The organism is Streptomyces sp. NPDC060209, from assembly GCF_042728155.1.
Classification (GTDB): Bacteria; Actinomycetota; Actinomycetes; order Streptomycetales; family Streptomycetaceae; genus Streptomyces.
On the sequence record NZ_JBHWZS010000125.1, the window covers coordinates 1 to 22,925 of the forward strand.

The 22,925-nt window shown below is 70.4% G+C and carries 15 protein-coding genes; 14 read left to right on the top strand and 1 reads right to left on the bottom strand.

The annotated features are described in order from the left end of the window. Window positions 1-33: 33 nt before the first annotated feature. A complete protein-coding gene (locus tag ACFWFI_RS23100; protein ID WP_387393384.1) occupies window positions 34-1,044 on the bottom strand; it encodes a hypothetical protein in 1,011 nt (336 codons plus the stop codon). A gap of 137 nt (window positions 1,045-1,181) precedes the next feature. Between ACFWFI_RS23100 and ACFWFI_RS23105 the strand changes: the two genes are divergently transcribed. From ACFWFI_RS23105 to ACFWFI_RS23170, 14 genes are all read left to right on the top strand, one after another. Beyond that, window positions 1,182-3,803: a valine--tRNA ligase gene (locus tag ACFWFI_RS23105; protein WP_387393387.1), complete on the top strand. Its 2,622-nt coding sequence runs from the start codon at window positions 1,182-1,184 to the stop codon at window positions 3,801-3,803. A 122-nt stretch (window positions 3,804-3,925) separates the two neighbouring features. After that, entirely contained in the window at window positions 3,926-5,449 is a 1,524-nt protein-coding gene (locus tag ACFWFI_RS23110; protein WP_387393390.1) for a bifunctional tetrahydrofolate synthase/dihydrofolate synthase, read from the top strand. Between the two features lie 3 nt (window positions 5,450-5,452). Then, window positions 5,453-5,821: a DUF4233 domain-containing protein gene (locus tag ACFWFI_RS23115; RefSeq protein ID WP_387393392.1), complete on the top strand. Its 369-nt coding sequence runs from the start codon at window positions 5,453-5,455 to the stop codon at window positions 5,819-5,821. A gap of 89 nt (window positions 5,822-5,910) precedes the next feature. Then, entirely contained in the window at window positions 5,911-6,324 is a 414-nt protein-coding gene (gene ndk, locus ACFWFI_RS23120) for a nucleoside-diphosphate kinase (RefSeq protein WP_387393395.1), read from the top strand. Window positions 6,325-6,616: 292 nt separating this feature from the next. Beyond that, window positions 6,617-7,636 (top strand): rod shape-determining protein, encoded by a 1,020-nt coding sequence (locus tag ACFWFI_RS23125; RefSeq protein ID WP_031091955.1) that lies wholly within the window; start codon window positions 6,617-6,619, stop codon window positions 7,634-7,636. Between the two features lie 97 nt (window positions 7,637-7,733). Further along, window positions 7,734-8,804, top strand: coding sequence for a rod shape-determining protein MreC (mreC, locus tag ACFWFI_RS23130; protein WP_387393398.1), 1,071 nt, complete (start codon window positions 7,734-7,736; stop codon window positions 8,802-8,804). A gap of 11 nt (window positions 8,805-8,815) precedes the next feature. Next, a complete protein-coding gene (gene mreD / locus ACFWFI_RS23135) occupies window positions 8,816-9,478 on the top strand; it encodes a rod shape-determining protein MreD (protein ID WP_387393401.1) in 663 nt (220 codons plus the stop codon). 79 nt (window positions 9,479-9,557) lie between these two features. Next, window positions 9,558-11,732 carry a penicillin-binding protein 2 gene (gene mrdA, locus ACFWFI_RS23140; protein ID WP_387393404.1) on the top strand — a complete coding sequence of 725 codons (2,175 nt, stop codon included), beginning with the start codon at window positions 9,558-9,560 and terminating at the stop codon, window positions 11,730-11,732. Next, a complete protein-coding gene (rodA, locus tag ACFWFI_RS23145; RefSeq protein ID WP_387393407.1) occupies window positions 11,732-12,925 on the top strand; it encodes a rod shape-determining protein RodA in 1,194 nt (397 codons plus the stop codon). The genes mrdA and rodA overlap by 1 nt, the downstream gene beginning before the upstream one ends. A 51-nt stretch (window positions 12,926-12,976) precedes the next feature. After that, window positions 12,977-14,503: a CYTH and CHAD domain-containing protein gene (locus ACFWFI_RS23150; RefSeq protein WP_387393410.1), complete on the top strand. Its 1,527-nt coding sequence runs from the start codon at window positions 12,977-12,979 to the stop codon at window positions 14,501-14,503. A 50-nt stretch (window positions 14,504-14,553) separates the two neighbouring features. After that, window positions 14,554-16,479: a TIGR03960 family B12-binding radical SAM protein gene (locus ACFWFI_RS23155; RefSeq protein ID WP_387393413.1), complete on the top strand. Its 1,926-nt coding sequence runs from the start codon at window positions 14,554-14,556 to the stop codon at window positions 16,477-16,479. A gap of 76 nt (window positions 16,480-16,555) precedes the next feature. Further along, window positions 16,556-17,692 (top strand): hypothetical protein, encoded by a 1,137-nt coding sequence (locus ACFWFI_RS23160; protein ID WP_387393416.1) that lies wholly within the window; start codon window positions 16,556-16,558, stop codon window positions 17,690-17,692. Window positions 17,693-17,813: 121 nt separating this feature from the next. Beyond that, window positions 17,814-18,593 (top strand): TIGR03936 family radical SAM-associated protein, encoded by a 780-nt coding sequence (locus tag ACFWFI_RS23165; protein WP_387393419.1) that lies wholly within the window; start codon window positions 17,814-17,816, stop codon window positions 18,591-18,593. A gap of 229 nt (window positions 18,594-18,822) precedes the next feature. Continuing rightward, on the top strand, window positions 18,823-22,925 hold a 4,103-nt coding region (locus ACFWFI_RS23170), incomplete at its 3' end, for an Rne/Rng family ribonuclease (protein ID WP_387393422.1).

Genomic DNA, 22,925 nt, shown 5'->3' on the forward strand with positions numbered 1-22,925 from the left:
GCCACCGGCCGGGCGCCCCTTCGGCGTCGAGGGTCACACCTTGGTGCGCGAGGTGTTGTACAGCTTGGCCGCGAGGGCGGCCGTCTCGTCCTGCGTCATGGACTTGTTGGTCATGGCCGCGCCGATGTCGACGCCGATGACCGCGGCGACGGTGCTGTAGTCGGCCCAGATGCAGACAGGCATCACCATTTCCTTGGGGCCCCCTGCCGCAGTGCCGTCGGCCTTGTCGTTGATCACCTTCATGTCTTGGCACTTCATGAGCGCGCCCTCGAAGCCGGCGGGCGTGACGCTCTTGGGGCTGCCGACCAGCGAGGTCTTCGAGTCATCCTCGCTATCGGCCATCCCGACCTTGGCCTGTGCGAACATGCCGTCGAGGGCCTTCGCGGGGTCGGTGACGTCGCCCCAATTGCCGTAAAGCATGAGCATCTTGGTCGTGAGAGGGTTCGTTTCGAGGTCGCCGCTCGCGTACTGTGCCTCGGCCTTGTGGGCGTCCTTGATGCCCAGGGCTTCGACCTCGGCCTTCTCCTTGCTCGTCAACGCATCCGAGGACGTGTCTTTGTCGTCCTTCTTGTAGTCGTCCACCGAGGCGGCCGGCGTGATCTTGTAGCCCTTGGTGGAGTCGGCCACGTCACCGTTGCCCCCGCCCGACGTGAGGAAGTACACCCCACCCGCGACGACCGCCAGCGCCACCACGGCCGCGCCGATGATCAGGCCCGTCTTCTTCTTCGGGGCACCGGGGGGCGGCGGGACCTGGCCGTAGGCCTGCGGGCCGCCGTACGGCGGAGTGGGCGGCTGCTGGCCGTAGGGGCCGGGCTGCTGGCCCTGGGGGTAGCCGTAGCCCTGCGGGGGCTGCTGCTGCGGCGGGACGCCCTGGGGGGCCTGCTGCGGGTAGCCGTAGCCGGGCTGTCCCTGCGGCGGACCCTGCGGCGGAGGACCGCCGTACGGGCCCGGCTGCTGGCCGTACGGACCCGGCTGCTGGCCGTACGGTCCGGGCTGGCCCTGCGGCGGCTGCCCGCCGTACGGACCCGGCTGGTTGTAGCTCATGGCGCTGTCCCCTCCAGAATGCTTATGCGTTCCGAACATCCTGACGGAAGCGGCGCTCACTTAGGGCATCCGGACGTACACCGTTACTCAACAAACCGGTTTCAGTGCACGACTGTGACGCCCCTAAACTGTGTGCCGTGACCGAGAACGCAGCGCAGCAGCCAGCCAGCATCCCCGAACTGCCGACCCAGTACGCGCCGGCCGAGGTAGAGGGGAAGCTGTACGAGCGCTGGGTGGAGCGCGGGTATTTCGAAGTCGACGAGCACAGCGACAAACCGCCCTACAGCATCGTCATCCCGCCGCCGAACGTCACCGGATCCCTCCACCTGGGCCATGCCTTCGAGCACACCCTGATCGACGCCCTGGTCCGCCGTAAGCGGATGCAGGGCTTCGAGGCGCTCTACCAGCCGGGCATGGACCACGCCGGCATCGCCACCCAGAACGTCGTCGAGCGTGAGCTCGGCAAGGAGGGCAAGTCCCGCCACGACCTGGGCCGCGAGGCCTTCGTCGAGCGTGTCTGGCAGTGGAAGAACGAGTCCGGCGGCCAGATCTCCGGGCAGATGCGCCGTCTGGGCGAGGGCGTCGCCTGGTCCCGTGAGCGCTTCACCATGGACGAGGGCCTGTCCAAGGCCGTCCAGACCGTCTTCAAGCAGATGTACGACGACGGCCTGATCTACCGCGCCGAGCGCATCATCAACTGGTGCCCCCGCTGTCTCACCGCGATCTCCGACATCGAGGTCGAGTACCAGGAGGACGACGGCGAGCTCGTCTCCATGACGTACGGGGAGGGCGACGAGACGATCGTCGTCGCCACCACCCGCGCCGAGACGATGCTCGGTGACACGGCGGTCGCCGTCCACCCCGACGACGAGCGCTACAAGCACCTGGTCGGCAAGCAGATCAAACTGCCGCTCACCGACCGCACGATCCCGGTCGTCGCCGACCACCACGTCGACCCGGAGTTCGGTACCGGTGCCGTCAAGGTGACGCCCGCCCACGACCCGAACGACTTCGAGATCGGCAGGCGCCACGACCTGCCGTTCCTCACGGTCATGGACGAGCGGGCCGTCATCACCGTCCCCGGTCCCTTCGAGGGCCTGGACCGCCTGGAGGCGCGCTCCGCCATCGTCGCCGCCCTGCGGGCCGAGGGACGGATCGTTGCCGAGAAGCGCCCCTACGTCCACTCCGTGGGCCATTGCTCCCGCTGCAAGACGACCATCGAGCCGCGGCTCTCCCTCCAGTGGTGGGTCAAGGTCGCCCCGCTCGCCAAGGCGGCCGGTGACGCCGTCCGCGACGGCAGCGTCAAGATCCACCCTCAGGAGATGGAGAAGCGGTACTTCGACTGGGTGGACAACCTCCACGACTGGACGATCTCGCGCCAGCTCTGGTGGGGTCACCGCATCCCGGTCTGGTACGGGCCGAACGGCGAGGTCGTCTGCGTCGGACCGGACGACGAGGCGCCCACCGGCGAGGGCTGGACGCAGGACAGCGATGTCCTCGACACCTGGTTCTCCTCCGGCCTGTGGCCGTTCTCGACGCTCGGCTGGCCCGAACAGACCGACAGCCTCGCGAAGTTCTACCCGAACTCGGTCCTGGTCACCGGCTACGACATCCTGTTCTTCTGGGTCGCCCGGATGATGATGTTCGGCTTGTACGTCAACGACGGTGTCCCGCCGTTCGGCACGATCGTCCTGCACGGCATGGTCCGCGACGAGCACGGCAAGAAGATGTCGAAGTCCTTCGGCAACGTGGTCAACCCGCTGGACTGGATGGACAAGTACGGCTCGGACGCACTGCGCTTCACCCTTGCGCGCGGAGCCAACCCGGGCACCGACGTCCCGATCGGCGAGGACTGGGTCCAGGGTTCGGCGAAGTTCGCCAACAAGATCTGGAACGCCACCCGCTTCGCGCTGATGAACGGTGCGACCATCGAGGGCGAACTGCCGTCCGCCGACGAGATGTCGGTGACCGACCGCTGGATCCTGTCGCGGCTGAACAAGACGGTCGCGGACGTCGACGCGTACTACGAGGACTTCCAGTTCGCCAAGATCAGCGAGGCGCTGCGGCATTTCGCCTGGGATGAGGTCTTCGACTGGTACGTCGAGCTGTCCAAGACCACCTTCTTCGCGGGCGGCCGTCCGGCCGAGGTCTCGGGCAGGGTCCTCGGCGAGGTCCTCGACGTGATGCTGCGACTGCTGCACCCGATCGTCCCCTTCGTCACCGAGTCGCTGTGGACCGCGCTCACCGGGCGCGAGTCGATCGTCATCGCCGACTGGCCGGGGGATTCCGGCTTCCGCGACGAGGCGGCCGAGAAGGAGATCGAACTTGTCCAGCAGGTCGTCACCGAGGTCCGCCGCTTCCGCAACGACCAGGGCCTCCAGCCCGGCCAGAAGGTCCCTGCCCAGCTCACCCTGACGGGCACCGCGCTGGCCCCGCACGAGGCGGCCATGCGTCAGCTCACGAGGCTCCAGCCCGCCGGCGACGCCTTCCACGCCACGGCCACGCTGCCGGTCGCCGGAGCCACGGTCGCCCTCGACCTGTCCGGCACCATCGACGTCGAGGCCGAGCGCAAGCGCCTCACGAAGGACCTGGGCGCCGCCGAGAAGGAGAAGGCGCAGGCAAACGGCAAGCTCGGCAACGAGGCCTTCCTGGCGAAGGCCCCGGACAACGTGGTCGACAAGATCCGTGGACGGCTCGGCAAGGCGGAGGCCGACATCGAGCGGATCACCGCACAGCTGGCCAACCTGCCGAAGGGCTGATGGCCTCAGGCCGAAGCCCCCGCGCCCCCGACCGACCGGGAGTGCGGGGGCTTCGCCGTACCCGGGGAAGCGCGGCACCGGGCGCTGCGCGCGATGTCCGTGGCCATCCGTAGACTGGCCCTGTGAGTGAGCCCCGCCCTTCAGACCGGCACGACGCGTCAGATCCCGACGACACCTTCGCGGAGATCGTCGACGAAGAGACCCAGCGCGATCCCGACCTGGCGGTGATCGAGGCAGGGAGCCGCACGCTGCGCACCCAGTCGGGTCCGCCCCAGGGCGAGGCGGTTCCCGACCGCCCCGCCGACCCCGAGACCGACCGGGCGCTGCGCGAGGTGGAGCAGGAGCTCGCCGGCCGCTGGGGCGAGACCAAGCTCGAGCCGTCGGTGACCCGTATCGCGGCCCTGATGGACGTGCTGGGCGAGCCTCAGCGCGCCTACCCCTCGATCCACATCACGGGGACGAACGGCAAGACCAGCACGGCCCGCATGATCGAGGCCCTGCTGAACGCCCTCGAGCTCCGCACGGGCCGCTACACCTCCCCGCACGTCCAGTCGATCACCGAGCGGATCAGCCTGAACGGCGCCCCGATCGACGCCGAGCGCTTCATCGAGACGTACAACGACATCAAGCCGTACATCGAGATGGTCGACGCCCAGCAGCCCTACCGGCTCTCGTTCTTCGAGGTGCTGACCGGCATGGCGTACGCGGCCTTCGCCGACGCGCCGGTCGATGTCGCGGTCGTCGAGGTCGGCATGGGCGGCACCTGGGACGCGACGAACGTCATCGACGCCTCGGTAGCCGTCGTCACCCCGATCTCGCTGGACCACACCGACCGCCTCGGCTCCACCGCCGCCGAGATCGCCGGTGAGAAGTCCGGCATCATCAAGCAGGACGCGACGGTGGTCCTCGCCCAGCAGCCCGTCGACGCCGCGCAGGTCATGCTCAAGAAGGCCGTCGAGGTGGACGCCACGGTCGCCCGCGAGGGCATGGAGTTCGGCATCGTCTCCCGTGAGATCGCGGTGGGCGGCCAGCTGCTGACCCTGCGGGGCCTGGGCGGCGAGTACGACAACATCTTCCTTCCGCTCTACGGGGCGCACCAGGCGCACAACGCGGTGGTCGCGCTCGCCGCCGTCGAGGCGTTCTTCGGCATCGGCGCGGAGCAGGCGCGCAGCCTCGACATCGAATCGGTCCGCAAGGCCTTCCTCTCGGTGCTCTCGCCGGGCCGCCTGGAGGTCGTCCGGTCCAGCCCGACCGTCGTCCTGGACGCGGCGCACAACCCGGCCGGCGCCCTCGCCGCCTCCGAGGGGATCTCCGAGGCGTTCAGCTTCTCCCGGCTGATCGGGGTCGTCGGCGCGAGCGAGGGCAAGGACGTCCGGGGGCTCCTCGAAGCCTTCGAGCCGATCTTCGCCGAGATCGTCGTCACGCAGAACTCCAGCCCGCGCGCCATGGACGCGGACGCGCTCGCCGCGGTCGCCGTCGAGGTCTTCGGCAACGACCGCGTCCAGGTCGAGCCGCGCCTGGACGACGCGCTGGAGGCGGCGATCACCCTCGCCGAGGAAGAGGCCGAATACGCGGGCGCCGGAGTCCTGGTGACCGGATCCGTGATCACGGTCGGCGAGGCCCGGCTGCTTCTGGGAAGGCGCTGACCTGTGCGTACGCTCTGTGCATCGACACTGATCGGCGAATTCTTCGTCATCGGCTTCGCGGGGCTCGTGGCAATGAAGTCCGACGACATGTCCATGGCCACGGTCTGGACGGTCTGTGGCGTCGGCATGCTGCTGTCCGTCCTGCTCTGCGGAGTGATCACCCGGCCCGGCGGCATCCAGCTCGGCTGGGCGCTCCAGGTCCTGCTGGTGCTGAGCGGCTTCTTCGTCCCGATGATGTTCATCCTCGGAGTGATCTTCGGCGCCCTGTGGTGGGCCTCGGTGCACTACGGACGCAGGATCGACGAGGCCAAGGCGCGGTGGGCGGCCCAGGCCGAGGCGCAGGAGAGCGCACAGGCTCCGGCCCAAGGATGACGCAGCGTAAGCCCGGCCGTAGGCCCATCGGCGTGCCCCTGTAATCTCGCCCTCACTCACCCGAACCGAAAGTCTGCAAGGAGCCGCACATGACCCAGCGCACCCTCGTCCTTCTCAAGCCCGACGCCGTCAGGCGTGGGCTGATCGGCGAGATCGTCGGCCGCATCGAACGCAAGGCCGGCTGGACGATCACCGCGCTGGAGCTGCGCACGCTCGACCAGGAGACCCTGGAGCAGCACTACGGCGAGCACAAGGGCCGTCCGTTCTACGAGCCGCTCGTCGAGTTCATGGCCTCCGGCCCCGTCGTCGCTCTGGTGGCCGAAGGCGAGCGGGTCATCGAGGGCGTCCGGGCACTGGCCGGCCCGACCGACCCGATCGCCGCCGCGCCCGGCTCGATCCGTGGCGATTTCGGCTCGATCACCCGGGAGAACCTCATCCACGCCTCGGACTCCGAGGAGTCCGCAGAGCGAGAACTCAAGCTTTTCTTTCCCGGACATTCCTGACTTCGGCTCCGCCAATCAGCGCTCATGACCTGGGGCGACCGAAGTAATTCGGTCGCCCTTCGGCATAGGGTCACGTATCGCGGGAACGCATCCCTCCGACGTAACGTCACCATGGGTGGAACGGGCAGCCGTTCTGCTCGCCACGGCGAAGGACCCTCGCGCTGTGTCCGTGCATACGGCACTACGATGGAAGCTTCCACGCCCGCAGCGCCAACCTCGCCTACCTAAAACAAGCCATTCTTCGCTTCTTAGGAAGGCCCGACGCATCCTCATGGGGAACAAGGGGAACTCAATGTCGTTCATCGGCCGTGACATGGCTATCGACCTCGGGACTGCCAACACGCTGGTGTACGTCAGGGGGCGCGGCATCGTTCTGAACGAGCCGTCCGTCGTGGCCATCAACACCAACACCGGCGGAATCCTGGCGGTCGGCTCCGAGGCAAAGAAGATGATCGGCCGCACGCCCGGCAACATCGTGGCCGTGCGGCCCCTGAAGGACGGCGTGATCGCCGACTTCGAGATCACGGAGCGCATGCTCCGCTACTTCATCCTCAAGATCCACAAGCGCCGCTACCTGGCCCGCCCGCGGGTCGTCGTCTGTGTGCCCTCCGGCATCACAGGGGTCGAGCGACGCGCCGTCATCGAGGCGTCGACGCAGGCAGGCGCGCGCCAGGTGCACATCATCGAAGAGCCCATGGCCGCGGCCATCGGTTCCGGCCTGCCCGTCCACGAGGCCACCGGCAACATGGTCGTCGACATCGGTGGCGGCACCACCGAGGTCGCGGTGATCTCACTCGGCGGAATCGTCACTGCCCAGTCGATCCGGGTCGCCGGTGACGAGCTGGACAACGCGATCATCCAGCACATCAAGAAGGAGTACTCCCTCCTCCTGGGCGAGCGCACCGCCGAGCAGATCAAGATCACGATCGGCTCGGCGTTCGAGATGGAAAAGGACGAGCACACCGAGATCCGCGGACGCGACCTGGTCTCGGGTCTGCCCAAGACCGTCGTCATCTCCGCGACCGAGGTCCGCAAGGCCATCGAGGAGCCGGTCAACGCGATCGTCGACGCCGTGAAGACGACGCTCGACAAGTGCCCGCCCGAGCTCTCGGGTGACGTCATGGACCGCGGCATCGTCCTCACCGGCGGCGGCGCGCTCCTGCGCGGACTCGACGAGCGGCTGCGCCACGAGACGGGCATGCCGATCCACATCGCCGAGGACCCGCTGGACTCCGTGGCGCTCGGATCCGGTAAGTGCGTCGAGGAGTTCGAGGCACTCCAGCAGGTGCTGGACGCCCAGCCCCGACGGTAGAACACGATGTTCCGCCGTACGGGCACTGCCGTCCCGTGCGGCGGAACGTTGGTATACAGGCACGAACATTCCGACGAGGAAGGCACGGCCGCCGCACGTGAGGGACACACGAGAGAGCCGGCTGCTCCTGGTGCTGCTGATCGCCATCGCATTCGCCCTGATCACGGTGGATATCCGCGGTGGCGAGGAGTCGCCGGTGGACGGAGCCCGGCAGGCCGCCGCCACGGTTTTCGGACCGGTCGAGAACGGCGTCGCGGCGGCGGTGGACCCGGTGGGCAACGCCATCGGCGCCGTACGGGACTCCGGTGACCGGCACGACCGGATCGCGGCCCTGGAGCACGAGAACGCCGCGCTGAAGACGAAGCTCGGCAGCGACGACCGCAACACCAGCAAGGTCCGTCAGCTCGACACCATGCTGAAGAGCGCCGGGGCCGGCCAGTACGGCATCAAGGCCGCCGAAGTCATCGCCATAGGAGCGGCCCAGGGCTTCTCCTGGACGATCACCATCGACGCCGGGGCCAACGACGGCCTCCAGCGCGACATGACAGTACTGAACGGCGAAGGGCTCGTCGGCCGGGTCACCACCGTCGGCCCGAACACCGCGACCGTCCTGCTGGCCAACGACCCCGACTTCACCGTCGGCACCCGGATGGAGAAGACCGACGAGCTCGGCTTCGCCACCGGACAGGGGTCCCGGCCGCTCTCGGTCCAGTTCCTCAACGGCAAGGCCGACGTGAAGAAGGGCGACCGGCTGGTCACCTTCGGCTCCAGCAAGGACAAGCCCTTCGTCCCCGGCGTGCCGGTCGGCGAGGTCGTCCGCGTCGACCCGTCCGGCGGCGACCTGACCCGGACCGTCTACGTCCGCCCGTACGTCGGCTTCACCAAGCTCGACATCGTGGGCATCGTCGTCCAGGCGCCCCGCGACGACCCCCGCGACATGGTCCTGCCGAAGCAGCCCAAGAAGCCGGAGAAGCCCAAGCCCACCCCGACCGTCACCGTCACCGTGCAGCCGAACGGCGACCTCGTCGACGGCAGCGGGAAGGTGGTCGGGAACATCAACGAGAAGCCCGGCTCATCCGCCTCCCCCGGCGCCTCCCCGGGCGCCTCACCGAACGCCTCCGGCAACGCCGACCCGGCCGCCGGTGACGCGGCGAACGAGCAGGAATAGAGCTGATCCCCATGCGCTTCAACCGGACGCTGCTCTCCGTCACCCTGGTCGTGGTCGCCCTCGTCATCCAGGTGTCCGTCCTCGCCCGCCTCCAACTCCCCGGCGCCACCCCCGACCTGTTGCTCCTCGTCGTCCTCGGGCTCGCCTTCGTGTACGGGCCCGTCAGCGGCGCCCTCGTCGGCTTCGGCGCGGGACTCCTCGCCGATCTGGCCCCGCCCGCCGACCACGCCGCCGGGCGCTACGCCCTGGTGCTCTGCATCATCGGCTACCTCGCCGGACTGGCGCGGCCGGAGACCGGCCAGCTCAAGTCGGCCTTCACCCCGATGGCCTTCGTCGTGGCCGCGGCGCTCGGATCGACCCTGCTGTACGCCGGTGTCGGCTCCCTCGTCGGCGACACGGCCGCCCGCCATGTGGGCCTCGGCAGCCTGCTGTTCACCGCCGCGGTGTACGACCTGCTCCTCGCGCCGTTCACCGTTCCGCTGATCATGGCGCTCGCCAGACGCACCGAGAACGACCCGGTCGCCGACAGTTCCGGCAGCGGGGACGTCGCCGCCGGCTGGCTGGCCTCGGGCACCGGGCTGCGGATCGGCAGCCAGCGTGGCGGGATGCGCCTGAGGGCAGCCCGCAGCCGCGCCGCACGCGCAGGAAGGATCAAGGGGGTCAAGCGACTGTGAGGCTGTACCGGCACCGGACGAGCACCGGGGGCGGCCGCCCCCGTACCCCCGGCCGACCCACCACGACCGGGGGCGCCCTGTGAGCAACATCCCGGAGACGGGCCGGACCCCGCGGGTCCAGATCCGTCTCGTCGTCATCCAGGTCCTCGTCTTCTCCCTGCTCCTGACGCTCGGCGGCCGGCTCTGGTACCTCCAGATCCGCAACGGGCAGGAGTACACGGACGAGGCCAAGAACAACCACGTCCAGCAGGTCGTGCAGCCCGCCGTCCGCGGTTCCATCCTCGACGCGCGCGGCGTGCCCCTCGCCGACAACGAGACCCGCCTCGTCGTCTCCGCGAGCCGCACCGAGCTGATGAAGATGAAGGACGACGGCGTCGGTGTCCTCACCCGTCTGGCCGATGTCTTGGACATGAAGCCCAAGGACGTCCAGGACAAGGTCCGGCTCTGCGACGCCAAGACCCCCCAGCCCTGCTGGAACGGCTCGCCGTACCAGCCGATCCCGGTCACCGACGAGGCGACCACCCAGCAGGCCCTCACGATCCGTGAGCGTGCCGAGGACTTCCCCGGCATCACCGCCGAACCCACCGCCGTACGCCGCTACGCCGCGCCCGGCAAGGCCAACACCGCCCAGGTCCTCGGATACCTCTCGCCCGTCACCGACGAAGAGGTCACCAAGGCCCAGGACACCGACTCGCCCTACCTCCGCTCCGACCAGGTCGGCCGTTCCGGCCTGGAGCGCACGTACGACAAGGAGCTGCGCGGCAAGGCCGGCGTCACCCGGTACGAGGTCGACAACCTCGGGCGCGTCATCGGTCAGGCCCAGAACGACGAGGCCGAGCCCGGCGCCAGCGTCGTCACCTCCATCGACGCACGGGTCCAGGCGGTCGCCGAGTACGAGCTGAACAAGGCCATGGAGACGGCCCGCAAGGAGATGGACCGCAACACCAACGAGCTGTACAAGGCCGACTCCGGCGCCGTCGTCGTCATGGAGGCCAAGACCGGCCGCATCGTGTCCATGGCGTCCCTGCCGACGTACGACCCCAACGCCTGGATCGGCGGCATCTCCGCCAAGGACTACGCCAAGCTCACAGGCAAGAAGTCCAACTTCCCGCTGCTGAACCGGGCCATCCAGGGCACCGCCGCACCCGGGTCGATCTTCAAAGTCATCTCCTCGACCGCCGCGGTCAACGCCGGATACGACTTCGACGGCAACTACCCGTGCCCGAGCTCGTACTCCGTCGGCGGCCAGGTCTTCAAGAACTTCGAGTCCCAGGGCTACGGCAGCATCAGCCTCGGGCGCGCCCTGGAGGTCTCCTGCGACACCGTCTACTACGGGCTGGCGCACAAGGAATGGGCGAAGGACGGCGGCAACAAGCCGAAGAAGAACCCCGCCGACTGGTTCTACAAGACGGCCCACCAGTTCGGGCTCGGCAAGGAGACCGGCATCGACCTCCCCAACGAGGTCGCCGGCCGCGTTCCCGACCGCCAGTGGAAGCAGGACTTCTACGACGCCAACAAGGCGTCCTGGTGCAAGCAGGGCAAGAAGAACGGCACGTACGTCGAGAAGATCGCGTACGAAGGCTGCATCGAGGGCAACAAGATGCGCGCCGGTGACTCCGTCAACTACTCGATCGGCCAGGGTGACACTCTCGTCACCCCGATACAGATGGCGACGATCTACGCCGCGATCTCCAACGGCGGCACCCTGTACGACCCGACCGTCGGCAAGGCGATCGTCAGCGGCGACGGCAGGACCGTCCAGGAGATCGCACCCGAGGCCCACGGCAAGCTGCCCTTCAAGGCGGACACCCGCGACAAAATAGACGAAGCCCTCGCGGGTGTCGCGACCCGGGGAAGCGCCGCCTGGCGATTCGGCGGATGGCCCCAGGACAAGATCCCGATGCACGCCAAGACGGGCACGGCCGAGGTCTACGGCAAGCAGACGACCTCGTGGTTCGCCACGTACACCAAGGACTACTCGATCGTCATGACGATCTCCCAGGGTGGTACGGGCTCCGGCGCCTCCGGCCCCGCCGTGCGCAACATCTACAACGCGCTCTACGGGCTCGACGCGAGCGGCAAGCAGGACCTCAAGAAGGCGCTGCTCCCCGCACCCCAGAAGACCCTGCCCAAGATCAAGCCGGACGGCCAGATCGAGTCCCCGAAGATCAAGCCGTACACCCCCCTGCCGCCCGCCGACGGAACGCAGGCGCTCGCGGGCGCCCTGCCCGCGACCGTGGGGAGGCGTGACTGATGGCCGGCTTCTCCGTTTCGCGCTACGCCCCCGAGGAACGCTCCGCCTGGGCCAAGCTCACCGCCCGCGACTCCGTCGTGCGGCGGCTGGACTGGCCCCTGCTCGGATCGGCCGTCGCGCTGTCCTTCGTCGGCTCGCTGCTGGTCTGGTCGGCGACCCGCGGCCGGGATTCCCTCACCCACGGCGATCCGTACTTCTTCCTCTTCCGGCACGCGCTCAACACCGGCATCGGCCTCGCGCTGATGATCGGCACCATCTGGCTCGGGCACCGCACCCTGCGGGGAGCGGTGCCGGTTCTCTACGGGCTGTCGGTCCTGCTCGTCCTCGCGGTCCTCACCCCGCTGGGCGCCACCGTCAACGGCGCGCACGCCTGGATCCTCCTTCCCGGCGGCTTCTCCCTCCAGCCCTCCGAATTCACCAAGATCACGATCATCCTCGGCATGGCGATGCTGCTCGCCGCGAGGGTCGACGCGGGCGACCAGCTGCACCCCGACCACCGGACCGTCGCCAAGTCGCTCGGCCTGGCGCTCGTCCCGATGGCCGTCGTCATGCTGATGCCCGACCTCGGTTCCGTCATGGTCATGGCCGTCATCGTGCTCGGCGTGCTCCTCGCCTCCGGCGCGTCCAACCGCTGGGTCTTCGGGCTCCTCGGCGCCGGCACGGCGGGCGCGGTGGCCGTCTGGCAGCTCGGCGTCCTCGACGACTACCAGATCGCCCGCTTCGCGGCCTTCGCCAACCCGGCGCTCGACCCGGCCGGCGTCGGCTACAACACCAACCAGGCCCGCATCGCCATCGGTTCCGGCGGACTCACGGGCACCGGGCTCTTCAACGGGTCCCAGACGACGGGCCAGTTCGTCCCCGAACAGCAGACCGACTTCGTCTTCACCGTCGCGGGGGAGGAACTCGGCTTCCTCGGAGCAGGACTGATCATCGTCCTGCTCGGCGTCGTCCTGTGGCGCGCCTGCCGTATCGCCCGGGGGACCACCGAGCTCTACGGGACGATCGTGGCCGCCGGCATCATCGCCTGGTTCGCCTTCCAGTCCTTCGAGAACATCGGAATGACGCTCGGGATCATGCCGGTGGCCGGACTTCCACTGCCGTTCGTGTCGTACGGAGGCTCGTCGATGTTCGCCGTCTGGGTGGCGATCGGACTGCTCCAGTCGATCAAGGTGCAACGGCCGATGTCGGCCTGAACAGTTCGCTCCGCCCTGCATATCCCCGGGCATCGCGGATAGATTCGTCATATGGCGGACTCGAAGCGTGAGGTCGAGCGAAAGTACGAAGCGACTCCCGAAACCCGGCTGCCCGATCTGACCCGTGCGGCCGGGGTCTCGGCCGTCGTCCACCGCGGCCTCAGCGAACTCGACGCCGTCTACTACGACACCGAGGACTTCCGGCTCGCCGCGGACTCCCTCACGCTCCGTCGCAGAACGGGCGGGGACGACGCCGGCTGGCACCTCAAGATCCCCGTCTCCGCCGGCGTCCGCGACGAGATCCAGGCCCCGCTCACCGACGCCCTGCCACCCGCCCTCGGCGAGCTGCTCCGCTCCCGCGTCCGGAAGGCCCCGGTGACCCCCGTCGTACGGATCCTCTCCGCCCGGGACGTCCACCACCTCCTCGACGAGGACGGCACCCTGCTCGCCGAGCTGAGCATCGACGAGGTCCTCGCGGAGCGGCTCACCGAAGAAGGGCACGGCACCACCTCGGCGTGGACCGAGATGGAGGTCGAGCTGGCCGACGACGGCGACCCCGCCCTCCTCGACGCCGTCGAGCGGCGGCTGCGCAAGGCCGGAGTCAGGCCCTCGGCCGCACCGTCCAAGCTGTCCAGGGCCCTGGCCGAGACCGCCCCGGGCAAGCGGCGGCGGACGAAGAAGGCGCCTGCCCCACGCACCGCGGGGGACCACGTACTCGCCTACGTACGCCGCCAGGTCGCGGCCCTCGTCGAGCTGGACCCCGCCGTACGCCGCGACCTGCCCGACAGCGTGCACCGCATGCGGGTCGCCACCCGCCGGCTGCGCAGTGCCTTCAGGACGTACCGCAAAATACTCGACCGGACCGTCACCGACCCGCTCCGCGACGAGCTGAAGTGGCTCGCCGCCGAGCTCGGGGTCGACCGGGACCAGGAGGTCCTCGACGCGCGGCTCCGCTCCCACGTCGCCGGGCTGCCCGCCACCCTGCTCCTGGGCCCCGTGAGCGCCCGGCTGAAGCTCACCTCCGTAGCAAGGCGTACCGGTTCGCGGCGACGGGTCGCCTCCGTGCTCGACGCGGAGCGCTACCTGGCCCTGCTGGACGCGCTGGACGCCCTCCTCGCCGACCCGCCCCTGCGCCCCGCCGCCGCGCGGGCACCCCGGGGCGCCCTGCCCCGCGCCGTGCTCAAGGACTACGAACGCCTCGCCACGCGCGTCGGGCACGCCCTGGAACAGCCCGCGGGCGCGGAGCGCGACGTGGCCATGCACGAGGCACGCAAGGCCGCCAAACGCGTCCGCTACGCCGCCGAGGCCGCCAGGCCGGCCCTGGGGAAGCCGGCCAAGAAGTTCGCCAAGCGGATGAAGTCCGTGCAGTCGGTCCTGGGCGACCACCAGGACAGCGTCGTGGCGCGGGACGCCCTGCGCACCCTCGCGGTCCAGGCTCACGGCGCCGGGGAGTCGGCGTTCACCTGGGGCCTGCTCTACGCGCGGGAGGAGGCGGCGGCGGCAGCACGGGAACGCGAGCTGCCCGAGGTCTGGGCACGGGCGTCGCACCCAGGACCGCGCGCGGCGCTGGAAGGCTGAGCACCGGGTTACGCTTGATGGTCACCCCTGCCAGCTACGAAGGTCCTCAGATGTCTGCCGAGTCGGTCTTCCCGCAGCTCGAAGCTCTGCTCCCGCATGTGCAGAAGCCCATTCAGTACGTCGGCGGTGAGCTGAACTCCACCGTCAAACCGTGGGACGAATGCGACGTCCGCTGGGCACTCATGTACCCGGACGCCTACGAGGTCGGGCTCCCCAACCAGGGCGTCATGATCCTCTACGAGGTGCTCAACGAGCGCGAGGGCGTCCTCGCCGAGCGCACGTACAGCGTGTGGCCGGACCTCGAGGAGCTGATGCGCGAGCACAAGGTGCCGCAGTTCACCGTGGACAGCCACCGCCCCGTCGGCGCCTTCGACGTGTTCGGCCTGAGCTTCTCCACCGAGCTGGGCTACACCAACATGCTCACCGCCCTGGACCTGGCGGGCATCCCGCTGGAGTCCAAGGACCGCACGGTCGATCACCCGATCGTGCTCGCGGGCGGCCACGCCGCTTTCAACCCCGAGCCGATCGCGGACTTCATCGACTGCGCGGTCATCGGCGACGGCGAGCAGGCCGTCCTGGAGATCACCGAGATCATCCGCGCCTGGAAGGCCGAGGGCCGGCCCGGCGGGCGGGAAGAGGTGCTGTTCCGCCTCGCGAGGACGGGCGGCGTCTACGTCCCCGGCTTCTACGACGTCGAATACCTTCCCGACGGCCGCATCGGCCGCGTCGTGCCGAACAAGTCCGGTGTGCCGTGGCGCGTGTCCAAGCACACCGTCATGGACCTCGACGAATGGCCTTACCCCAAGCAGCCGCTCGTCCCTCTCGCCGAGACCGTCCACGAGCGGATGTCCGTGGAGATCTTCCGCGGCTGCACCCGCGGCTGCCGTTTCTGCCAGGCCGGCATGATCACGCGCCCCGTGCGGGAGCGAAGCATCACCGGTATCGGCGAGATGGTGGAGAAGGGGCTCAAGGCCACGGGCTTCGAGGAGGTCGGCCTCCTTTCGCTCTCCTCCGCGGACCACAGCGAGATCGGTGACATCGCCAAGGGCCTCGCCGACCGGTACACGGACGACAAGATCGGCCTCTCGCTGCCTTCCACCCGCGTCGACGCGTTCAACGTGGACCTGGCCAACGAGCTGACCCGCAACGGCCGCAGGTCGGGCCTCACCTTCGCCCCCGAGGGCGGCTCCGAGCGCATGCGCAAGGTCATCAACAAGATGGTCTCGGAGGAGGACCTGATCCGCACGGTCTCCACCGCCTACGGCAACGGCTGGCGCCAGGTGAAGCTGTACTTCATGTGCGGCCTGCCCACCGAGACCGACGAGGACGTCCTCCAGATCGGTGACATGGCGGTCAACGTGATCGCCAAGGGCCGTGAGGTCTCCGGGCAGAACGACATCCGCTGCACCGTCTCCATCGGCGGCTTCGTGCCCAAGCCGCACACCCCCTTCCAGTGGGCCCCGCAGCTCAGCGCCGAGGACACCGACGCCCGGCTGAAGAAGCTCCGCGACAAGATCCGCGACGACAAGAAGTACGGCCGCTCCATCGGCTTCCGCTACCACGACGGCAAGCCCGGCATCGTCGAGGGCCTGCTCTCCCGGGGTGACCGCCGCGTCGGCTCCGTCATCCGCGAGGTCTACGAGTCCGGCGGCCGCTTCGACGGCTGGCGCGAGCACTTCAGCTACGACCTCTGGATGAAGAGCGCCGAGAAGGCTCTCCCGGTGTTCGGCGTCGACGTCGACTGGTACACGACCCGCGAGCGGACGTACGAGGAGGTCCTGCCCTGGGACCACCTGGACTCCGGCCTCGACAAGGACTGGCTCTGGGAGGACTGGCAGGACTCGCTCGACGAGACCGAGGTCGAGGACTGCCGCTGGACGCCGTGCTTCGACTGCGGCGTGTGCCCCCAGCTCGACCTGGACATCCAGATCGGCCCCACCGGCAAGAAGCTCCTGCCGCTGACGGTCGTGAAGTAGCCCCCTTCGGGTGACAGCCCGGTGACGAACGCCCGGCCCGGGAAACCCTGGGCCGGGCGTTCGCGTCCTTCCCGGCATGGACCTCGACAAGCAGCACCGCACACCCGCGCCGTACGAGGGCGGGGAGGGCTGTCTGACGACCCTCGTCAGAATCCCGGTGAGGATCGTGGTGCTGCTCCTGGTCCTGCCCGTACGCATGCTCTGGGACCTCCTCGTCGCGGGCGGCCGCGTCGTGCAGCGGGTGCTGCTGCGCCCCCTGGGGAGGGCCCTCGAATGGGTGTACGGCCAGGTGCTGGTCCCGGTGGGGCGGGCCCTCGTGTGGCTGGCCGTGGCCCTCCTGGTCTGGCCCTGGGTGGGCCTGTGGCGGTACGTGGCCGTCCCGGTCGCCCGCTACGGGGTCGTCATTCCGCTGGTGTGGCTCTACGAAGCCGTACTCACCCCGGCCGGACACGGCCTGCGGTGGGTGTACGACAGGCTGCTCGTCCCGGCGGCGACCGGGCTCGTCACCCTTCTCCTGGTGTGGCCCGCCATCGGCCTGTGGCGGTACGTCCTGAAGCCGCTCGGCATCGCGGCGCAGTGGCTCGCCACTCACCTCCTCGTGCTGCCGGTCGTGTGGGTGTACCGGTATGTGCTGACGCCGGTGGGGCACGGCGTCGGGTGGGTTTCGGGGATGCTCGGGCGGGGATTCGCGGCTGTGGGGCGGGGGTTGTGGGCCGGTGCCGCGTGGCTGGTCATGACGCTGCTCGTGCTGCCCGTCGTCTGGGTGTACCGGCATGTCCTTGCCCCGGTGGGCCGGGAGATCGTGGCGGCCGTCGCAGTCGCCTGGCGGATCGCCGGGTTCATCTCACGCGCCGTCGGCCGCGCTCTGGCCTGGCTGGCGTGGCACCTGGTCGGTGCGCCGGTCGCCTGGGCCTACCGCACCGTGTGCAGGCCGGTGGGGCACTTCCTGCGCGACGCGGTCTGGGCGCCCGCCAAGCGCGCGGCGCTGGAGGCGGGACGCGCGGCCCGCGGCGCCATGGCCTCGGCCCGGGAGACGCTCCGCGCGGCCCGCAGGGACGCGTGGCGCGCGCTGGTCGGAGCGCCGCAGGTCACGGACGCGCGGGAACTCGAAGGGTCCGCGGCGCGTACCCTGGGTAGGACAACGACTGTCCCCAGCGCGGCGCCCGTATCCGAGATCTCCCTGCTTGCCGACAAAAACGTCGAGCGGGGGTGAGCCGGAGCGGCACCCCGGGGCACCCCGTATTTCGTGGGCGGCTGCCACCGCGGCCGCCCCGCACCGAGGAGAAGAACCACTGGGCAAGCGACAGCCCGAAGGCCCGCCGCCCGCACCGGCGGTGCAGCGCATCCGACTGCGCTACACCAAGCGGGGCCGCCTCCGGTTCACCAGTCACAGAGACTTCCAGCGTGCCTTCGAGCGGGCGCTGCGCCGCTCCGAGGTACCCATGGCCTACTCGGCGGGCTTCACCCCGCACCCGAAGGTGTCGTACGCCAACGCCGCCCCCACGGGTACGGGCAGCGAGGCCGAGTTCCTGGAGATCGCCCTCACCGAGGCGCGGGATCCGGACACCCTCCGCGAACTGCTCAACGCGTCCATGCCCGATGGCCTCGACGTCATCGACGCGGTGGAGGCCCGTACCTCCGGCCTCGCCGACCGGCTGACCGCCTCCGTGTGGGAGATGCGGCTGGACGGGGTCGCCGTTCAGGACGCGGAAAAGGCCGTCGTCGCCTTCCTGGGAGCCGAGACCGTCGAGGTCCAGCGCCGTGCGAAGAACGGCATGCGGACCTTCGACGCCCGCGCGGCCGTCGCCGACCTGCAGGCCCTTGATCCACAGCCTGATAGGTCCGGGGACAGGCCCTGTGCGATACTGCGGCTGGTAGTGCGGCACGTGACACCTGCCGTGCGACCCGACGACGTCCTGTCCGGTCTCCGAGCTGTGGCCGACCTAACGCCGCCGGTCCCCGCTGCGGTGACCAGGCTGGCGCAGGGGCTCTTCGACGAGGAGTCCGGCACGGTGACCGACCCGCTCGCGCCCGACCGCGAGGCAGCCCCGGCCGTTTCCACGGCCGATCCGGCCGCCGCCGCGACGGCGCCGGAAGGTGCAGGTTCCGCGTAAGGCGGTCGTTGTAGCGCAGCCCTTGGACTCGGGAGCCACCTGGGTCGGGCAGCGCACCGCCCCATAAGACTTTCGCCAGGCCGTGCGTAGCGCGTACGGAACCGGCGAGCCAGACATCAGCTCCCGTGCGGCGCCCGCGCCCCGGACGGCGGTATCGCGCACATCGCGCGAATCGCGTCGGACCGGAATCAGGCGTGGCGCCCGGGAGCGCGACGGGAGAACCGCCCGCATGCACGAGCCGAACGAACCCGGTACCACCGGGAACACCGAAGAGAACAACGCCCCCGGGGACAAGCTGCCTCCGCGCCGCAGGCGCCGCGCGGCTTCCCGCCCCGCCGGCCCGCCGTCGGGCGCGCCGGGTGCGGCCGCCGCCGAGGACGTCACGCCGGCCATACCGGCCGCTGCCGCCGAAACGGTCGAGCCCGCAGCCGAGGCCGCGCCCACCGCGCGTCCTCGTCGTCGCGCCACCCGCAAGGCGACCGCTCCGGCGGGTGCGCCGCAGGCCGCCGAGGTCGTGGAGCCGGTCGAGGAGACCGCCCCGGCCGAGGAGGAGAGCGAAGAGACCGTCGAGGCGGTGGAGCCCGCGCCACCGGTGCGCGCTCGTCGTCGCGCCACCCGTAAGGCGACCGCTCCGGCGGGTGCGCCGCAGGCCGCCGAGGTCGTGGAGCCGGTCGAGGAGACCGCCCCGGCCGAGGAAGAGGCGGAAGAGACCACCGAGGCCCCTGTCGCCGAGGCGCCTGTCGTGGAGGCCCCCCGTGGCCGCCGCCGGGCCACCCGTAAGGCCACCGCTCCGGCGGGCGCCCCCCAGCCGGTCGAGGCCGTCGAGCAGGACACCGCCGTGGCCGAGCCCGTGAAGGTCTCCGAGCCCGCCACCGAAGCCGTCGCGGAGCCGGCCGAGCCCGCGGCCGCGCCGCGAGGCCGTGCCCGCCGCCGTGCGTCGGCTCCGGCCGGTGCGCCGCAGGGCGCACAGACCGCCGATGCCCCGGCCGAGATCGTGGCCGAGGCCGCAGCCGAGCCCGCCAGGACCGAAGAGGCCGCCCAGGAACCCGCCGCCGAGGCCGCGCCCCCGGCGCGCCCTCGCCGCCGCGCGTCCCGTAAGGCGTCCGCCCCGGCCGGCGCCCCGCAGCCCGTCGAGGAGGTCGCCGAGGTGGCCGCCGAGAAGGGCGAGAGCCTCCCCGCCGCTGTCGCCGAGGAGCTGGCCACCGAGACCGAGCAGGTCGAGGAGGCCGCGCCGCGAGGCCGCCAGCGCCGCCGGGCCACCGCTGCCGCGGGCCGTCCCGAGTTCACCGGCAAGACCGAGGAGCCGGCCCGCAAGGGCCGTCGCGCGACGCGCCCCGCCGTGGCCGTGTTCCAGGCCCCGGTTTTCGCCGAGCCGATGTTCCAGACGCCGGAGACCGCCGCTGCCGCAGCGGCCGCCGCGGGTTCCACCCCGGCGTACGAGGAGAGCGACGAGGTCGAGGAGCAGAAGACCGCAGACCGCGACGACCGCGCGACGCGCAAGGCCGAGGGCAGGCAGGCCGCCGAGGCCGCCGCCCCCGCCGAGGCCGAGTCCGCCCCCCAGGGTGGTTCGCGCCGTCGCCGTCGCCGTCGTGGCGAAGCCGTCGAGACCGAGCCGGCCGCGACTCCGGTCACGCTTCCGGCCGAGCAGCCCGATGCCGCCCCCGCCGCCTCCGCCGTCGAGGACGAGCACGAGCACGAGGCCGAGACGGACGCCGAGCACGAGGGCGACGAGACGGACGAGTACGGCGACAGGCCCTCGCGCCGTCGCCGTCGTGGTGGCCGCCGCCGCCGTCGCGGTGAGGCCAACGACACGGACGAGGCGGAGCAGCAGGACGACGCCGCCGCGGACCACTCCGAGGACGAGCAGCAGGCGCAGGACGACGAGGAGGACGACGAGCACGAGTCCTCCTCCGGGTCCAGCAGCAGCCGTCGCCGTCGCCGTCGTCGCCGCCGCAGCGGAGACGCCTCGGGCGAGGAAACGGGCACGGGCACGGGCGCGGACGACCCGGAGCGTACGGTCGTCAAGGTCCGTGAGCCGCGCAAGAAGGAGGCCGAGCGCGAGCCCGGCACCGGTTTCGACGAGGTCCAGTCCATCAAGGGCTCGACCCGTATGGAGGCCAAGAAGCAGCGCCGCCGCGAGGGGCGTGAGCAGGGCCGCCGTCGCGTCCCGATCATCACCGAGGCCGAGTTCCTGGCCCGCCGTGAGGCCGTCGAGCGCGTCATGGTCGTCCGCCAGAGCGGCGAGCGCACCCAGATCGGCGTCCTCGAGGACAACGTGCTCGTCGAGCACTACGTCAACAAGGAGCAGGCCACCAGCTACGTCGGCAACGTCTACCTGGGCAAGGTGCAGAACGTACTGCCGTCCATGGAGGCCGCGTTCGTCGACATCGGCAAGGGCCGCAACGCCGTCCTGTACGCGGGCGAGGTCAACTTCGAGGCGCTCGGCATGGCCCACGGGCCGCGCCGCATCGAGACCGCGCTGAAGTCCGGCCAGTCCGTCCTCGTCCAGGTGACGAAGGACCCGATCGGCCACAAGGGCGCCCGCCTGACCAGCCAGGTCTCGCTGCCCGGCCGTTACCTGGTCTACGTGCCCGAGGGCTCGATGACCGGCATCAGCCGCAAGCTGCCCGACACCGAGCGCGCCCGGCTGAAGACCATCCTCAAGAAGATCGTTCCCGAGGACGCGGGCGTCATCGTGCGCACCGCCGCCGAGGGCGCGAGCGAGGACGAGCTGCGCCGTGACGTCGAGCGGCTTCAGCAGCAGTGGGAAGAGATCCAGAAGAAGTCGAAGAGCACCAGCAGCTCCAACGCGCCGACGCTGCTCTACGGCGAGCCGGACATGACCGTCCGGGTCGTCCGGGACATCTTCAACGAGGACTTCTCGAAGGTGATCGTCAGCGGTGACGACGCCTGGGAGACCATCCACGGCTATGTCTCGCACGTGGCGCCGGACTTGACTGACCGGCTTTCGCGCTGGACCTCCGAGGTCGACGTCTTCGCGACGTACCGCATCGACGAGCAGCTGATGAAGGCGCTGGACCGCAAGGTCTATCTGCCGAGCGGCGGCTCGCTGGTGATCGACAAGACCGAGGCGATGGTGGTCGTCGACGTCAACACCGGCAAGTTCACCGGCCAGGGCGGAAACCTCGAGGAGACCGTCACCAAGAACAACCTGGAGGCGGCCGAGGAGATCGTGCGCCAGCTGCGGCTGCGCGACCTCGGCGGCATCGTCGTCGTCGACTTCATCGACATGGTGCTGGAGTCCAACCGGGATCTGGTGCTGCGGCGACTGCTGGAGTGCCTGGGCCGCGACCGCACGAAGCACCAGGTCGCCGAGGTCACGTCGCTGGGCCTGGTCCAGATGACCCGTAAGCGGGTGGGCCAGGGCCTGCTGGAGTCCTTCTCCGAGACCTGTGTCCACTGCAACGGGCGCGGCGTGATCGTCCACATGGAGCAGCCCACGGCCGCCGGCGGCGGCGGTGGGAAGCGGTCCAAGAAGCGCGGCCGCGGCGGTGCCGGACACGAGCACGAGCACGGCCAGGAGCACGAGCACGCCGAGCAGCCCGCCGAGGTGGAGACCGAGGCGGAGGTGGCCGCCGAGGTCGCCGCCCCGGTGGCCCTGCCCGAGCCGGAGTTCGTCGCCGACGAGGAGCTGTACAGCAGCCCGGCAGAGGCCGAGGCGGCAGCGTCGCGCGGCCGTGGCCGCCGGCGCGCGACCCGCAAGGTCACGGCCCCGGCCGGCGCACCCGCCCCTGTGGCCGAGACCGCCCCGGCGGCCCCGGCAGCCGAGGAGAAGCCGCAGCCCGAGCCGGTCGCCGAGACCCCGGTGGAGGCTCCCGCCGCCCCCGAGGTCGAGGCCGCGCCTCCGGCACGTACGCGTCGCAGGGCGACCCGCAAGGCGACCGCCCCTGCGGGCTCGCCCAAGCAGGCCGACGTGACACCCCCGGTGCAGCCGGCCGAGCCCGCGGCGGAGCCCGTCGCGGTCGAGGACCCGGTCGTCGAGGCCCCGGCTCCCGCTCCCTCGGAGAAGGCGGCGGCCCCCGAGGCTCCGTCGGCTGACGAGGAGGCCGCTCCGGCAGCCCCGCCGCGCGCCCGTCGCCGGGCGACCCGCAAGGTCACCGCTCCTGCCGGGTCACCGGCCGGAGCCGAAGAGGCAGCGGTCGTCGTGGTGACGGGTAACGAATCCGACACGCCCGATGCCTCTGGCGCCGAAGCGACGGAATCGGAAGCGCCGGTCAAGAAGACCGCGGCGCGGAAGACCGCGAAGAAGGCCACGGCGAAGAAGGCGGCGACCAAGAAGCCGGCCGCCAAGACGGTCGCGAAGAAGACCGC